The sequence below is a fragment of the Salmonella sp. NW722 genome, from assembly GCF_051702785.1.
Classification (GTDB): Bacteria; Pseudomonadota; Gammaproteobacteria; order Enterobacterales; family Enterobacteriaceae; genus Salmonella; species Salmonella enterica.
This window is the reverse complement of the sequence record NZ_JAMMIN010000004.1, coordinates 21,522-35,885: the sequence shown is the minus strand read 5'-3', so window position 1 is coordinate 35,885 and position 14,364 is coordinate 21,522. Positions and strand designations below refer to the sequence as shown.

General features: G+C 55.5%; 13 protein-coding genes. 7 read left to right on the top strand and 6 right to left on the bottom strand.

What is annotated here, in order from left to right:
- Position 1: 1 nt before the first annotated feature.
- From kdpB to kdpF, 3 genes are read right to left on the bottom strand one after another with little or no spacing between them, the layout of a single operon-like run.
- On the bottom strand, positions 2-2,050 hold the full coding sequence (kdpB, locus tag NA330_RS10480) for a potassium-transporting ATPase subunit KdpB (protein ID WP_000088033.1): 2,049 nt from the start codon (positions 2,048-2,050) through the stop codon (positions 2-4).
- A 20-nt stretch (positions 2,051-2,070) separates the two neighbouring features.
- The gene (gene kdpA, locus NA330_RS10475; protein WP_017441678.1) at positions 2,071-3,750 is read right to left on the bottom strand and encodes a potassium-transporting ATPase subunit KdpA; all 1,680 of its coding nucleotides are present in this window, start codon (positions 3,748-3,750) and stop codon (positions 2,071-2,073) included.
- On the bottom strand, positions 3,750-3,839 hold the full coding sequence (kdpF, locus tag NA330_RS10470; protein WP_001670793.1) for a K(+)-transporting ATPase subunit F: 90 nt from the start codon (positions 3,837-3,839) through the stop codon (positions 3,750-3,752). Before kdpF ends, kdpA begins: the two co-directional genes overlap by 1 nt.
- 336 nt (positions 3,840-4,175) lie before the next feature.
- Between kdpF and NA330_RS10465 the strand changes: the two genes are divergently transcribed.
- Positions 4,176-4,382, top strand: a complete 207-nt coding sequence (locus NA330_RS10465) for a YbfA family protein (protein ID WP_000401433.1) — start codon at positions 4,176-4,178, stop codon at positions 4,380-4,382.
- Positions 4,383-4,492: 110 nt separating this feature from the next.
- Positions 4,493-5,914 carry a deoxyribodipyrimidine photo-lyase gene (phrB, locus tag NA330_RS10460; protein ID WP_023241721.1) on the top strand — a complete coding sequence of 474 codons (1,422 nt, stop codon included), beginning with the start codon at positions 4,493-4,495 and terminating at the stop codon, positions 5,912-5,914.
- Between the two features lie 38 nt (positions 5,915-5,952).
- Here phrB and NA330_RS10455 read toward each other — a convergent pair whose 3' ends face one another.
- Positions 5,953-7,434: an MFS transporter gene (locus NA330_RS10455; RefSeq protein WP_001041123.1), complete on the bottom strand. Its 1,482-nt coding sequence runs from the start codon at positions 7,432-7,434 to the stop codon at positions 5,953-5,955.
- A 328-nt stretch (positions 7,435-7,762) separates the two neighbouring features.
- On the opposite strand from NA330_RS10455, the gene ybgI reads away from it, so the two are divergent.
- The 5 genes from ybgI to nei all read left to right on the top strand — a co-directional run bounded on the left by ybgI (position 7,763) and on the right by nei (position 11,741).
- On the top strand, positions 7,763-8,506 hold the full coding sequence (gene ybgI, locus NA330_RS10450; RefSeq protein WP_000798844.1) for a radiation resistance protein YbgI: 744 nt from the start codon (positions 7,763-7,765) through the stop codon (positions 8,504-8,506).
- Between the two features lie 15 nt (positions 8,507-8,521).
- Positions 8,522-9,178, top strand: coding sequence for a 5-oxoprolinase subunit PxpB (gene pxpB, locus NA330_RS10445; RefSeq protein ID WP_023241722.1), 657 nt, complete (start codon positions 8,522-8,524; stop codon positions 9,176-9,178).
- Positions 9,172-10,104 carry a 5-oxoprolinase subunit PxpC gene (pxpC, locus tag NA330_RS10440; protein WP_000932043.1) on the top strand — a complete coding sequence of 311 codons (933 nt, stop codon included), beginning with the start codon at positions 9,172-9,174 and terminating at the stop codon, positions 10,102-10,104. Before pxpB ends, pxpC begins: the two co-directional genes overlap by 7 nt.
- Positions 10,094-10,828 carry a 5-oxoprolinase subunit PxpA gene (pxpA, locus tag NA330_RS10435; RefSeq protein WP_017441681.1) on the top strand — a complete coding sequence of 245 codons (735 nt, stop codon included), beginning with the start codon at positions 10,094-10,096 and terminating at the stop codon, positions 10,826-10,828. Before pxpC ends, pxpA begins: the two co-directional genes overlap by 11 nt.
- Positions 10,829-10,949: 121 nt before the next feature.
- Positions 10,950-11,741 (top strand): endonuclease VIII, encoded by a 792-nt coding sequence (gene nei / locus NA330_RS10430; protein WP_001113967.1) that lies wholly within the window; start codon positions 10,950-10,952, stop codon positions 11,739-11,741.
- 54 nt (positions 11,742-11,795) lie between these two features.
- On the opposite strand, the gene NA330_RS10425 is transcribed toward nei, so the two are convergent.
- Entirely contained in the window at positions 11,796-12,842 is a 1,047-nt protein-coding gene (locus NA330_RS10425) for an AbrB family transcriptional regulator (RefSeq protein WP_001122054.1), read from the bottom strand.
- 136 nt (positions 12,843-12,978) lie between these two features.
- Complete coding sequence (locus tag NA330_RS10420) at positions 12,979-14,262, bottom strand: citrate synthase (protein WP_000785811.1); 1,284 nt, start codon at positions 14,260-14,262, stop codon at positions 12,979-12,981.
- Positions 14,263-14,364: the final 102 nt, after the last annotated feature.

Sequence of the window (14,364 nt, the reverse complement as noted above, 5' to 3'; positions counted from 1 at the left end):
CTCACGCCAGACCCAGCAGGGTCAGCAGCACATCAATCACTTTGATACCAATAAACGGCACCACCAGACCACCCAGACCATAGATCCATAAATTACGGCGCAGCATGGCCGATGCGGAAAGCGGCTTATAACTCACGCCTTTTAATGCCAGCGGGATCAGAAAAATAATAATCAGGGCGTTAAAGATCACCGCGCTCAGAATGGCGGAGTTCGGCGAATGCAGCCCCATCACGTTGAGCGCGTTTAGCTGCGGATAGGTAGCGGCAAACGCGGCGGGAATAATGGCGAAATATTTCGCTACATCATTCGCGATACTGAAGGTGGTGAGCGAGCCGCGCGTCATCAGCATCTGCTTACCGATATGCACCACTTCAATCAACTTGGTCGGGTTAGAGTCCAGATCCACCATATTACCGGCTTCTTTCGCCGCCTGGGTGCCGGAGTTCATCGCCACCGCGACGTCAGCCTGCGCCAGCGCCGGGGCATCGTTAGTGCCGTCGCCGGTCATGGCGACCAGCCGTCCTTCCGCCTGATATTGACGGATCAGCGCCAGCTTGGCTTCCGGCGTGGCTTCGGCAAGAAAATCGTCCACACCGGCTTCGGCGGCAATCGCTGCCGCCGTCAGGCGGTTATCGCCAGTGATCATCACCGTTTTAATGCCCATCTTTCGTAGCTGGGCGAAACGTTCTTTAATGCCGCCTTTAACGATATCCTTGAGGGCGATAACACCCAGTATGCGCGCGCCTTCCACGACCACCAGCGGCGTCGCGCCCAGACGCGCTACGTTCTCGACGTTTTGCTCGACATCGGCGGGAAAATGGCCGCCATTGCTCTCGACATGACGCCGAATCGCGTCCACCGAGCCTTTACGGATCATCCGGTTATCGATATTAATCCCGCTCATGCGGCTTTGCGCGGTAAACGGAACAAAGGTGGCATGAAGCGACTGCACATCGCGTTCACGCAGGTTAAAGCGCTGTTTGGCGAGGATCACAATGCTGCGGCCTTCCGGCGTTTCGTCGGCCAGCGAAGCGAGCTGCGCGGCGTCAGCCAGCGTGCGTTCGTCCACCCCTCGGGCGGGTATAAAATCGGACGCCTGGCGGTTGCCGAGCGTGATAGTGCCGGTTTTATCCAGCAGTAACACGTCGACATCGCCCGCGGCTTCTACGGCGCGGCCGCTGGTGGCGATGACGTTCGCGCCCAACATTCGGCTCATTCCGGCTACGCCAATGGCGGAGAGTAGCCCGCCGATGGTGGTGGGGATCAGGCACACCAGCAACGCCACCAACACGGTGACGCTGACCGCGTTACCGCCCCAGGCGGAGAAGGGCCACAGGGTGGCGGTCGCCAGTAAAAAGACAATGGTCAGGGCGATGAGCAAAATCGTCAGGGCAATCTCGTTAGGCGTTTTCCGCCGCTGCGCGCCTTCCACCATCGCGATCATCCGGTCAAGAAAGGTTTCGCCAGGATTGACGCTACAGGCAATCACCAGCCAGTCGGAAAGAATTCGCGTGCCGCCGGTGACAGAGGCGAAATCGCCGCCGGACTCACGGATCACGGGCGCGGATTCGCCGGTAATCGCACTTTCATCCACCGAGGCGCCGCCTTCGATGACCTCGCCGTCGCAGGGAATAATATCGCCCGCTTTGACCAGGACAATGTCGCCTTTCCGCAGTTCAGCGGCGGGCACGTTATCGGCCTGCGCATCATGGCGCGGGGCGCGCAGGCGGCGAGCGAACGCGGTCTTTTTCACTCCTTTCAGACTGTTTGCCTGGGCTTTGCTGCGGCCTTCCGCCAGCGCTTCGGCAAAATTGGCGAACAGTACGGTGAACCATAACCACAGGCTGATCACCCCTGTAAACAGGGCGCTTCCCGCTATTTGTCCTGTTACCATAGCGAGCGTTAACAGAGTGGTTAGCACGCTGCCGGCCCAGACCACAAACATCACCGGGTTACGCCACTGGGCGCGTGGGCTTAATTTTTTTACGGCATCCGTTAGCGCCTGTACGAGTAAAACAGGTTCAAACAGCGCCAGTTGCTTGCGACTCATATCAATGTACTCCGCATCGCTCAAGGTAAAGAGAAATGTTCCGCTACCGGGCCAAGCGCCAGGGCAGGAATAAACGTCAGCGCGCCGACTAGCAGTACCGTGCCGATGAGCAGTCCAATAAATAGCGCGCCGTGGGTCGCCAGCGTTCCCTGACTGGCCGGCTGTACTTTTTTACTGACCAGCGATCCGGCGATGGCCATGACAGGAATAATCACGCCGAAACGGCCGACGAACATGCAGAACGCCAACAAACAGTTCCAGAAAGGCGAGTTAGCGCTCAGACCCGCAAAGGCGCTACCGTTGTTGTTGGCGGCAGAGGAGACGGCATATAGCACTTCGCTAAAACCGTGCGGGCCAGGGTTCAGCATTGCGCTGCGTCCGGCATCCGTCATCATCGCCAGCGCCGAACCCAACAAGACCAGCATCGGCGTGACCAGAATCGCCAGCGCGGTCATTTTCATTTCGCGCACGTCGATTTTTTTCCCCAAGTACTCCGGCGTGCGACCGATCATCAGCCCCGCGATAAACACCGCCAGCAGGACAAACAGCAACATGCCGTACAGGCCTGAACCGACGCCGCCAAAGACCACTTCGCCAATTTGCATCAGCCACATCGGCACCATACCGCCCAGAGCGGTAAACGAGTCGTGCATGGCATTTACCGCCCCGCAGGACGCCGCGGTCGTGACGACGGCAAACAGGCTGCTGGCCAGCACGCCAAAGCGTGTTTCTTTACCCTCCATGTTGACGCTACTGTCCGCGCCTGCCGCCAACAGATGTGCATTTCCCTGAACTTCCGCCCACATCACTACCGCTACGCAGACCACAAAAATGCATGACATCGCCCACAGTAGCGCGCGTCCCTGACGGCGATCGCCCGCCGCTTCGCCAAAGGCGAAACAGAGCGCGGCTGGAATCAAAAATATCGCCAGCATCTGCGCCAGATTAGTGAGCGCGGTGGGGTTTTCGAACGGATGCGAAGAGTTGGCGTTAAAGAAACCGCCGCCGTTGGTGCCAAGCATTTTGATCGCCTCCTGCGAAGCAACCGGACCCATCGGCAAGAGTTGTTTAGCGCCTTCAAGAGTGGTGATGGGCTGATAAGCCGACAGGTTTTGCGGTACGCCTTGTTGGATAAAAAACAGCGCGATAATTAACGCGACAGGAAATAATATCCATAGCGTAATGCGTACCAGATCCTGCCAGGCATTACCCAGCGTGTGCACATTCTGGCGCGTAAAGGCGCGGATAAGCGCAAAAACCACCGCAATCCCGGTCGCCGCCGACAGGAAATTTTGCACCGTCAGCCCCGCCATCTGGCTAAAGTAGCTCAGCGTGCTTTCGCCGCTGTAGGCTTGCCAGTTGGTATTGGTGACAAAGCTGACGGCGGTATTCAGCGCCAGATCCCAGGACAGCCCCGGTAGCCGCTGCGGATTTAAGGGCAGCCACTCCTGCCAGAATAGCAGGCAAAACAGGATGCCCAGTCCCAGCAGATTGAGCGTCAGTAGCGCCAGTAAATACTGACGCCAGTTCATTTCGTGGTCGGTAATGCCAAGAGTCCGCCAGAGGATACGCTCAATGCCAGCCACGCCCGGCAACGGAACGGCGGCGATGAGCCTTGCCAGGCCCGAACCCAATGGTTTCGCCAGTACCAATAAAATCAGTAAAAAACTGGCGATCAGTAAAAATCCTTGCGCGGCCATCAGAACGCCTCCGCATTAATCAGGGCATAGACCAGATAACCTAAAAGTAAGAAAACCAGCACGATGCCGGTTATCACGCCTGCACTCACAGAGCACCTCCAGTGGCATTGTTTTACTCCTGAGAAAGGTAATTTTTTGGCTGCAAAGATTTCGCAAAAATTGGCGGGCGGAGTGTAAAAAAAGTATAAAAATGGCAAAGACCATTATTTAACTAATGGTTAGTATTAATTTAACCTTTTTGTAACTAATTTACGCTTTGAATGTAAATCTGCTGGAAAAGCGTGAAAATAAGTGGTCGGATGAGTAGTAAAATTACACCGAAAGCGGTACTATTTTAATCAGGTAACGAGGTTCAATTTTTCGGTGCTATTCACCGATTCAATCTATACCGGGGCGGGTAGCGTCGGTATAAAGGGGGAAAACGTATGGAACACTATAAAGACTATCCGGCGCATGTCATTTTTGCCCGTCGTGCTTTCGCGGTGATCGCAGGCGTGCTGGCGCTGCCAGTGATGCTCTTCTGGAAAGACCGCGCGCGTTTTTATAGTTATCTGCACCGTGTCTGGTCGAAAACCAGTGATAAACCGGTATGGATGGCGCAGGCTGAAAAAGCCACCTGCGACTTTTATTAATCGCGACCAGCCTGAAAAACCGTCAGCCGCCACGCTGGCGGTTTTTTTATGCGCCAGGGTCTACACTGTTTAACGCTATTCGCCGTGACGTTTCATCTTTCAGGAGTTGTATGCCCACCCATTTAGTCTGGTTCAGGCGCGATCTGCGTTTACAGGATAACCTTGCGCTGGCCGCCGCCTGCCGCGATGCATCCGCGCGGGTGCTGGCGCTTTATATTTCCACCCCCGCGCAGTGGCAGGCCCATGATATGGCGCCGCGTCAGGCGGCATTCATCAGCGCGCAGCTCAATGCGCTACAGACGGCCCTTGCAGAGAAAGGCATTCCGCTGCTGTTTCATGAAGTGGCGGATTTTAACGCCAGTATTGAAACGGTCAAAAACGTTTGCCGACAGCATGACGTCAGCCATCTGTTTTATAACTATCAGTATGAGTTTAACGAGCGTCAGCGTGATGCGGCGGTGGAAAAAACGCTGCCCTCTGTCATCTGCGAAGGCTTTGACGATAGCGTGATTCTGGCGCCCGGCGCGGTGATGACCGGCAATCATGAAATGTATAAAGTTTTTACGCCGTTTAAAAACGCTTGGTTGAAACGGCTAAAAGAGGATATTCCGCCATGCGTTCCGGCCCCGAAGATCCGGGTGAGCGGCGCGCTTTCTACACCCTTAACGCCAGTCTCGCTTAACTACCCGCAACAGGCGTTTGACGCCGCGCTTTTCCCGGTGGAAGAAAACGCGGTCATCGCGCAGCTACGTCAGTTTTGCGCGCAGGGCGCAGACGGGTATGCGTCACAGCGGGATTTCCCTGCGGTTGAAGGCACCAGTCGGCTTTCCGCCAGCCTGGCGACGGGCGGCCTGTCGCCGCGACAGTGTCTGCACCGATTACTGGCGGAGCAGCCGCAGGCGCTGGACGGCGGACCGGGAAGCGTCTGGTTGAATGAACTCATCTGGCGGGAATTTTACCGTCATTTAATGACCTGGTATCCGGCATTATGCAAACACCAGCCGTTTATCCGCTGGACAAAACGCGTCGCGTGGCAGGAGAACCCGCACTATTTTCAGGCATGGCAGAAAGGCGAAACCGGTTATCCCATTGTCGATGCGGCGATGCGCCAGCTTAACGCGACGGGCTGGATGCATAACCGTTTACGCATGATTACCGCTAGCTTTCTGGTAAAAGATCTGCTAATTGACTGGCGGTTGGGGGAGCGCTATTTCATGTCGCAGCTTATTGACGGCGATCTTGCCGCCAACAATGGCGGCTGGCAGTGGGCCGCTTCAACCGGTACCGATGCCGCGCCTTATTTTCGTATTTTTAATCCCACGACTCAGGGAGAGAGGTTCGATCGCGACGGCGAATTTATCCGCCAGTGGCTACCGGCATTACGCGATATCCCTGGAAAAGCGATTCACGAGCCGTGGCGGTGGGCGGAAAAAGCGGGAGTCATGCTTGATTATCCTCGGCCTATTGTGGAGCACAAACAGGCGAGAATCGCAACGCTTTCCGCCTATGAGGCGGCGAGAAAAGGGGCGTGATACAGGCCCGGTAGCGCAAACTACCGGGCCTTCTGCTATCAGGATTCGACGGCCAGCGCGCGGCTTTTGAATTTGAAGGACTGATACAGCCAAATCAGCAGGACAACCCCTACGCAGGCTAGCGCGCCCCAGGTGATCTGTTCAAAAACATCCACATAGGCGTTGATGGCGTAATTAACCGCGCCGCTGGCGTCGAAGGCGCTTTGCGAGGTCTGGTCAGCGATGACGCCTGCCAGATAGTTAGCTATCGCGCCGGACAGCAGCATATAAATTCCGGTTAATACGCCGGTGACGCCGGGGATATCAATGCGCGTAATTTGCGACATGGCGACCGGGTCGATAAACAGCTCGGCAAAGCCCATCACCGCCAGTCCCAGCACCATTAGCGGCATTGAAGAGTGTCCGTAAGCGGCGGACCAGCGTGCGCTCAGGGTCAAAATACAGAATCCGGCGCTCATCAGACCGAGACCCAGCGCGAATTTGCCCCAGATACGCACGGTGCGATTACCGCTTACGCTCTCTTTAACCAGCCAGGCCAGGACGACCCCACACAGCATCACGGCAAAGGCGTTCACCGACTGGAACATGGCGGTAGGAACGGAATAGCCCAGAATATCGCGGTTCACAAAGCGGTCGATATACAGGCTGATAGAACTGCCGCCCTGCTGGGCAAACGCCCAGAACAGCATACTGAACAGGGTCAGGGTGACAATCAGCCCCAGTTCTTTGCGCTGTTTGGCCGTTTGCGCCTGACGATAAATTTTTGCCAGCACGACCAGGCCGATCGCGGTCGCCACGATTAAGGCATAGACAGACCATTCTTTCCAGAACAGAACGGTAATCAGCAACGGCGCCGCTACCAGCAGAATTAACAGCCAGCCCCAGTTCGGCAGCAGGTAGTTTCTGGCGCACAACACGGCTTTATTCACGCCGGTAGTGTGGGTGAAATGACGATTTCCACACAGGAAGATCACTAACCCCGCAAGCATACCAATGGCAGCGAGCGCAAAGCCCATCGCCCAACTGTACTCCTCTTGCACATAGCCGCAGGCGATAGGCGCCACGATCGAACCAATATTGCCCGCTGCGTAAAGCAGCGAGAACCCGCCGTCGCGGCGCGGATCTTCCGGCTGGTACAGTTCGCCCAGCAGGCAGCTAATATTCGATTTAAACAGGCCGTAGCCGCAGACAATGATCGCCAGCGACAGATAAAGGAATGTCGGCGCGATCTCACTGGCGCCCAGCACTAAATGACCGATCGCCATTAAAAATGCGCCCAGCATGACTGCCATTCGGTTGCCAAGCACCTTATCCGCCAGATAGCCGCCAAGAATCGGCGTTACGTAGACCAGCGAACAATAAGCGCTGAATAACTCATAGGCGTGGTTATCGTCGTATTTTAGCTGATTGGTGAGATAAAGAATCAGTAGGGCGCGCATACCATAAAAGCTGAAGTACTCCCAAATTTGCAGGGCGACAACGTAGTAAATAGCGCGGGGTTGAGATGCTTGTTTATTCATCGTATTTCCGGGATAGAGACGCTGCGGCAAGAACGCGGCATTCTCAGATAATGCCTTTCTTTGTGGGCTTATTAAGCCTGCCGTATCGCCGTGTTTCCTTAAAGTTACCAACATGATACAGAACTGATTTTTTCTGCAATATGCGTTCTGATTGCATAAATATACATGAAACCGATCGTGTTTTGCTAAGTAATTTGCGCCAAACCCGGGGGTGATTGTTTCTTGATGTGTCAAACAAATGTTTATCGACGAACGGCTAACGGGAGGCTATGTTAACGGAGGCTGAACCCGTAACGGGAAAGTAGAACGTGGGTTAAAGGGAGCGATGATGAAAAACACCGAGCTGGAACAACTGATTAACGACAAGCTGAACAGTGCGGCAATAAGCGATTATGCGCCGAATGGTTTACAGGTCGAAGGAAAAGAGACGGTACAGAAAATCGTTACCGGCGTGACCGCAAGTCAGGCGCTGCTCGATGAGGCGGTGCGTTTGCAGGCCGATGCGGTCATTGTTCATCATGGTTACTTCTGGAAAGGCGAGTCTCCGGTTATTCGCGGCATGAAACGCCGTCGCTTAAAAACGTTACTGGCAAATGATATTAACCTTTACGGTTGGCATCTGCCGCTGGATGCGCATCCTGAGCTGGGCAACAATGCGCAGTTGGCGGCGCTATTGGGCATTACCGTGAAAGGAGAAATTGAGCCGCTGGTGCCGTGGGGAGAGCTCTCAATGCCGGTGCCGGGGCTGGAACTGGCCTCATGGATTGAAGCGCGTCTGGGGCGTAAACCGCTATGGTGCGGCGATACCGGGCCAGAGAATGTTCAGCGTGTCGCCTGGTGTACCGGCGGCGGGCAAAGTTTTATTGATAGCGCCGCCCGCTTCGGCGTGGATGCTTTTATTACCGGCGAGGTGTCTGAACAGACCATTCATTCCGCGCGCGAACAGGGGCTGCATTTTTATGCCGCCGGGCACCATGCCACTGAACGCGGCGGTATTCGCGCCCTGAGCGAATGGTTGAACGAAAACACGGCGTTGGATGTGACGTTTATTGATATCCCTAACCCGGCATAACTGAGAGGTAATAAAGTGCAGCGAGCGCGTTGTTATCTGTTAGGCGAAACAGCGGTCGTCCTGGAACTTGAACCGCCGATTACGCTGGCGAGCCAGAAACGCATCTGGCGTCTGACGCAGCGTCTGGTCGATATGCCGAACGTGGTGGAAGCCATTCCCGGGATGAACAATATCACCGTGATCTTGCGGGAACCGCAAACCCTGGCGCTGGATGCGATTGAGCGTCTGCAGCGCTGGTGGGAAGAGAGCGAGGCGCTGGAGCCGGACTCGCGTTCGGTTGAGATCCCGGTGATCTATGGCGGCGCAGGCGGGCCGGATCTGGCGGCGGTGGCACGGCACAGCGGTTTGAGTGAAAAGCAGGTCGTGGAGCTACATGCCTCCGTTGAATATGTCGTCTGGTTTTTAGGCTTTCAGCCTGGCTTTCCCTATCTTGGGAATTTACCAGAACCGCTCCATATGCCCAGACGCGCGGAGCCGCGCCTGCAGGTTCCGGCCGGTTCTGTCGGCATCGGCGGCGCGCAGACGGGGATTTATCCATTATCCACGCCGGGCGGCTGGCAGCTGATCGGCCTCACGCCGTTGAAGTTATTCGATCCGATGCGGGAGACCCCGGTTCTGCTACGCCTTGGCGATAGCGTACGCTTTGTGCCGCAAAAGGAGGGAATATGCTGAATATTATTCGCGCGGGGATTTATACCTCCGTGCAGGATAGCGGGCGTCACGGCTTTCGTCAGTCGGGGCTGAGTCACTGTGGCGCGCTGGATAAACCCGCCTTTCAGACCGCTAATCTCCTGGTCGGGAACGATGCGAATGCCCCGGCGCTGGAAATCACTCTCGGCCAACTGGTTGTCGAATTTGAAAATGAGACCTGGTTCGCTCTTACCGGCGCAGGCTGCGAGGCGCAGTTGGATGATCAACCGGTCTGGACCGGCTGGCGATTGCCGGTAAAAGCGGGTCAGCGTCTTACGCTGCATCGACCGCTTCACGGGATGCGTAGCTATCTGGCGGTGGCGGGCGGTATTGCTGTGCCGGAGGTGATGGGATCGTGTAGTACCGATCTGAAGTCCGGTATCGGTGGGCTGGAAGGACGGCTGCTAAAAGATGGCGATCGGTTGGCGACGGGTAAACCATCGCGACAGTTTAGCGGGCCGCAGGGCGTGAAGCAGTTACTGTGGGGGAATCGCATCCGTGCGCTGCCGGGGCCGGAATACCGTGAATTCGATCGCGCCTCGCAAGAAGCGTTCTGGCGTTCGCCATGGCAGCTCAGTCCGCAAAGTAATCGCATGGGCTATCGTTTGCAGGGACAATCGTTAACGCGGACAACGGATCGCGAACTGCTGTCGCACGGTTTGCTGCCCGGTGTCGTGCAGGTGCCTTACAACGGCCAACCTATTGTGCTAATGAATGATGCCCAGACAACTGGCGGCTATCCGCGCATTGCCTGCATCATCGAGGCAGATATGTACCATCTGGCGCAGATCCCGCTAGGACAACCGATCCATTTTGTGCAATGTTCGCTGGAAGAGGCGCTCAACGCGCGCCATGAGCGTCAGCGCTATCTGGAACAGCTTACCTGGCGGCTTCAGCATGAACATTGATTTAAATGCGGATGTGGGCGAAGGTTGCGCCAGCGACAGCGAATTATTAACGCTGGTCTCCTCCGCCAATATCGCCTGTGGTTTTCACGCCGGTGATGCGCAAACCATGCTGACCTGCGTGCGCGAGGCGCTGAAAAACGGCGTGGCGATCGGCGCGCATCCCAGCTTTCCGGATCGGGATAATTTTGGGCGGACGGCGATGGTTTTGCCGCCGGAAACGGTATACGCCCAGACGCTGTACCAAATCGGCGCGCTGGGGGCGATTGTTCAGGCGCAAGGCGGCGTGATGCGCCATGTCAAGCCGCACGGTATGCTCTATAACCAGGCGGCGAAAGATCCTCATCTGGCACAGGCGATTGCGAAAGCGGTACACGACTATGATCCGTCACTGATACTGGTTGGACTGGCGGGAAGCGAGCTGATCCGGGCCGGTGAACGCCATCGCCTGGTGACGCGGCAGGAGGTGTTTGCCGATCGCGGCTATCAAGCCGACGGTAGCCTGGTGCCGCGCACGCAACCTGGCGCGCTGATTCACGACGAAGAGCAGGCTCTGGCGCAAACGCTGGATATGGTACAAGCCGGGAGAGTGAAAAGCGTTACTGGTGTGTGGACGACTGTCACGGCGCAAACGGTGTGCATTCATGGCGACGGCGAGTATGCGCTTGCATTCGCTCGCAGGTTACGCGCCGCGTTCAATGCGCGTAATATACACGTTATTGCCTGAGAGCCCGACGATTGAAGCTATTATATTACGGCTGTGGATGTTCATTATGGCGTTCGATGTGCATTCCAGATAGTCAGAGGCGGTGTAGTCCATTAATCAACTGTTAACAAAGGATATTATCATGCCTGAAGGCCCGGAAATTCGTCGTGCGGCGGATAATCTGGAGGCGGCAATCAAAGGCAAACCCTTAACCGATGTCTGGTTTGCCTTTGCACAGTTAAAACCGTATGAATCGCAGCTTACCGGTCAACTTGTTACCCGGATAGAGACGCGGGGAAAAGCGTTATTGACCCACTTTTCAAATGGCCTGACGCTCTACAGCCACAACCAACTCTATGGCGTATGGCGGGTGATCGATACTGGTGAAATACCGCAGACCACGCGTATATTGCGCGTCAGGCTACAAACGGCGGATAAAACTATTCTGCTTTATAGCGCGTCTGATATCGAAATGCTGACAGCAGAGCAGCTCACGACGCACCCTTTTTTACAGCGGGTCGGTCCGGATGTGCTGGACGCGCGTCTTACTCCGGAAGAGGTTAAAGCTCGATTGCTGTCACCGCGTTTTCGCAACCGACAATTTTCCGGACTGTTGCTGGATCAGGCCTTTCTGGCGGGATTGGGGAATTATCTGCGCGTTGAAATCCTCTGGCAGGTAGGGTTAACCGGACAGCATAAAGCGAAAGATCTCAACGAGGCGCAACTGAATGCGCTTTCTCACGCGCTGTTGGATATTCCGCGCCTGTCCTACACGACTCGCGGTCAGGCGGATGAAAACAAGCATCATGGCGCACTGTTTCGCTTTAAGGTTTTCCACCGTGACGGCGAAGCGTGCGAGCGGTGCGGCGGCATTATTGAAAAGACAACACTGTCCTCACGCCCGTTTTACTGGTGCCCGCATTGCCAGAAATAGCCGGAACCGCCATCGGCGAGCGGCTATTGCCTGATGGCGCGACGCTTATCAGTCCTACAAAGGTTGTCTGGGCGCATAGGTTGATATAAAACGGGCCACTGCTGGCCCAGTTAACAGAATGCTGAACAGCCGTAGGGTTTGCATTGCCATGATGAGCGCCATATCGGCACTGCTTCCTGCCGCGATCGCGGCAACCGTATCCAGACCACCGGGACTGGTGGCGAGATAAGCCGTCATAAAATCAATCTGCATGTAGTAAGCCATTCCCCACGCCATCGCGGCGCAAATCGCCATCAGCGCGAAAATTGACAATAAGATTTGCGGCAATGGCCGCAGCGCCATAAAAAACACCTGTCTGTCAAAACCCAGCCCAATACGCCAGCCTATCGCCATATACGCCACGGCCAGCAGCCATTCGGGTAATTCAATCTCAATGATGCCTTGCGAATGGAGAAGCGCGCCTGCCAACATGGGGAGCAGCATCGTGCCGGAAGGGATACGCATCAGGCGACCGGCAATGCCCGCCACGATCGCTAATAGCAGCGTCGTCAATAAATTACCGCTAAGCGGCGGAAACCAGATCACCTGTTGGCTGACCGCTGCCGCGCTGTCGCCGAGTATCAGGCGTGTCACCAGCACCGCCGCGCCAGCCACAAACAGTACCCGTAGATACTGCATAAACGCCACCAGGCGGATATCCGCCCCGTAATCTTGCGCCATCGCTACCATTGCCGCCGCGCCGCCCGGCGATGACCCCCATGCGCCGGTGTTGCCGGGCAGCGAGCTGTAACGTACCAGCAGCCAGCCGACTATCGCGCTGGAAAGCAGCGTCACCAGCAACACTAAAAGCACGACCGGCCAGTAGAGGGCGAGGGTGGTCAATATCGAACCGGTTAGATTTTGGGCGATCATACAGCCGAGAATCGCCTGCGCGGCGAGAAAAATACCGCGCGGAAGTTGTAGCGTACTACCTCGCAAACTCAACACGATACCCGCAATCATTGGACCGAGCAGCATCGCCGCCGGAAGGTGCAGATAGAGAAAAATAAGGGAAATGAGCAGCGATAACAGGAACAACAAAAACCACTGCAGAATCGGCATTCCATGCTCCCTGAATGATATTTAGCGAAACCTTAATTAATCATAGAGAGTAACGGGGTAAGAATAAAATAATGAGGATAAGAAAAAAGGGAAAATGTACCGGATGGCGAGGGTTGCGTCGCCATCCGGTTGTCAATTAACGCTTCAGCGCCGATTTAAAATCGCGTTTATCGTAGCCGGTATACAGCTGACGAGGACGGGCGATTTTCATGCCGTCAGTGTGCATTTCATTCCAGTGTGCAATCCAGCCAACGGTACGCGCCATGGCGAAGATCACGGTGAACATGGAGGACGGAATGCCCATCGCTTTCAGAATGATGCCGGAGTAGAAGTCTACGTTCGGGTACAGTTTCTTCTCGATGAAGTACGGGTCGTTGAGCGCAATGTGCTCAAGCTCCATCGCCACTTCCAGCAGATCGTCTTTGGTGCCCAGCTCTTTCAGCACTTCGTGGCAGGTTTCACGCATCACGGTGGCGCGCGGATCGTAGTTTTTGTAAACACGGTGACCGAAGCCCATCAGGCGGAAAGAATCATTCTTGTCTTTCGCACGGCGAACAAATTCCGGAATGTGTTTAACAGAGCTGATTTCTTCCAGCATTTTCAGCGCGGCTTCGTTGGCGCCGCCGTGCGCGGGTCCCCACAGGGAGGCGATCCCGGCGGCAATGCAAGCGAACGGGTTGGCGCCGCTTGAACCTGCGGTACGTACCGTTGACGTAGAGGCGTTCTGCTCATGGTCAGCGTGCAGGATCAGAATACGGTCCATCGCGCGCTCCAGTACCGGATTCACTTCATAGGTTTCACACGGCGTGGAGAACATCATGTTCAGGAAGTTACCGGCGTAGGAAAGGTCGTTGCGCGGATAAACAAACGGCTGACCGATGGAATATTTGTAACACATCGCCGCCATGGTCGGCATTTTGGACAGCAGGCGGAACGCCGCGATTTCACGGTGGCGCGGATTGTTCACATCCAGCGAGTCGTGGTAGAACGCCGCCAGCGCGCCAGTGATCCCGCACATTACCGCCATCGGATGTGAGTCGCGACGGAAAGCATGGAACAGGCGAGTGATTTGCTCATGGATCATCGTATGGCGGGTGACTGTCGTTCTGAACTCGTCATACTCTTCCTGCGTCGGTTTTTCGCCGTACAGCAGGATGTAACAGACTTCCAGATAGTTGGAATCGGTAGCAAGCTGGTCAATCGGGAAACCGCGATGCAACAAAATGCCTTCGTCGCCGTCGATGAAGGTGATTTTAGATTCGCAGGATGCGGTAGAGGTGAAACCAGGGTCAAAAGTAAAAACTCCTTTTGAACCGAGACTACGAATATCAATAACATCTTGACCGAGTGTACCTTTTAGCACATCCAGTTCAATAGCAGTGTCACCAGTAAGGGTGATTTTTGCCTTTGTATCAGCCATTTACGGTCTCCTTAGCGCCTTATTGCTTAAGACTGCCGGAACTCAGACTTGCCTTCTCCACGTCATCTTCCTTGTCGTTAGTGCAGGGAAGATTCTGTGTAT